A 1,710-nucleotide genomic window follows, 5' to 3' on the forward strand; every position below is an offset into this window, starting at 1 on the left:
TTATTACTTGTGAGTATTTTTATTATTATACTGACTAAATATCCAGAATTTAGTATATTAATTGCATTAACTAATATACTAACAGCTCGGCGACAACTATTCAATTTTTTAAATATTTCTGAAAATAATATAAATAATCTACCAAAAGAGTTTTACAAAAAAATATCTAAACAAAAAATAAACTTATCAAAATATAGCAAATATTCGGATATAACAATTGACTTAAGTCAAGCTTATGAAAGCAATAAAATTATTGAATTAGGGATTCCACCCAATAACTTTTTGCTTTGTATAACTAATAAAATTCCGTTATCTTATCATTTTTTTACTGTTTGGAATTACACCGAAATAAAGAGAATTTGCGATTTTTTATCAATAGCTCAATATTGCTATATTTATTTAATTTTATTGATATTTGTTATTTACCTATTAAGTATTATATCTTTCTTTTTATATATTCCATCTTTATTTTCAGATTGGATTATACTTTTATTACTTTTTTCATTGTTAATTTCATTATATTTACTTGATCAACTATTGTATTCTATAATAACCTTCATATTTTATGATTCCGCAACAACTCTATCAATCACGCCAGATGGCAACTATGTAATTTCTGGTTCAACTAACAGCACTATTAAAGTGTGGCATCTCGAAACCAAAAAATTACGTTTTGTCCTCAAAGGTCATAACCTGGAGATAACTAGTTTAGCTATCACCTCAGATGGTAAGTATTTGGTTTCTGGCTCCAAGGATAAAACTATCAAACTTTGGAATCTAGAAACTAGAAAGGAATGTTTCACCCTGATAGGTCATATCGATTCAGTCAATACTCTCGCCGTAACCCCTGATGGTAAGTACGTCGTGTCTGGCTCCAAGGATAATACTATCAAAATTTGGGATTTGGAAAAGCGAGAGGAAATCTTTACCTTTACAGGTCATACGGATACGATAAATCGGGTCAAGGTAACATCCAACGGTAAGCTAGTGATTTCTGCATCGTCCGATAAAACACTCCAAGTGTGGGATTTCGAGACTAGGGAAGTTATTGCTACGTTTACTGGAGAAAGTGCTATCAACTGTTGTGCCGTTGCACCGGATGATGTAACCATTGTCGCAGGGGATGAAGGGGGAAATATGCATTTTCTGCGCTTGGAGGGAGTGGGGAGTAGGGAGTAGGGAGTAGGGAGTAGGGAGTAGGGAGTAGTAATAATAGTTGATTCTTTGTTGATGCAGTCGCTCATGAATGTTGCTAGGTACTATAGGGAAAAGTGTTCTGTCAATTTCTTTTGCTTAAGGGAGATCAAGCTAATGCCAGAATCGTCTCTGCCAATAGGGTTTACCCACAAAAAAGTCAACAAGAGCAACTTTACGATCTAGATGCCAAATGTCAACATGGGAGATGAATTACTGAAAAATCTTATTTGGGTGGGACCTTCAAAAAAGGAACTGTTAGGGTTTCCTGAAGATGTCATCGATGAAGTTGGTTACATTCTCTATCGGGTTCAAAAAAACAAAAATCATCCTCATATTAAACCTTTGAAAGGATTAAATGGAGTGTTAGAAATTGTCACCGATTATAAAATCCCAATTTGGGGATTAGCTTTAGCTGTTCTGGGTTTATCGATGAACTCAGGGGGTGACAACAAGGCTAAAAACTAGACAGGGTATGGGGTGTGGGGGGTAGGGGGTGGGGAAAATAGAAGGGAA

The 1,710-nt window shown here is 34.7% G+C and carries 2 protein-coding genes; both read left to right on the forward strand.

Annotated features, from left to right (window positions below; translation table 11 throughout):
- The first annotated feature begins 537 nt into the window (after window positions 1-537).
- The gene (locus F6J94_RS33630) at window positions 538-1,179 is read left to right on the forward strand and encodes a WD40 repeat domain-containing protein (protein WP_293048243.1); all 642 of its coding nucleotides are present in this window, start codon (window positions 538-540) and stop codon (window positions 1,177-1,179) included.
- Window positions 1,180-1,380: 201 nt separating this feature from the next.
- Window positions 1,381-1,662, forward strand: coding sequence for a hypothetical protein (locus F6J94_RS33635; RefSeq protein WP_293048246.1), 282 nt, complete (start codon window positions 1,381-1,383; stop codon window positions 1,660-1,662).
- Window positions 1,663-1,710 lie beyond the last annotated feature (48 nt).

It is taken from the genome of Moorena sp. SIO1F2 (assembly GCF_010672755.1).
In the GTDB taxonomy this organism is placed as follows: Bacteria; Cyanobacteriota; Cyanobacteriia; order Cyanobacteriales; family Coleofasciculaceae; genus Moorena.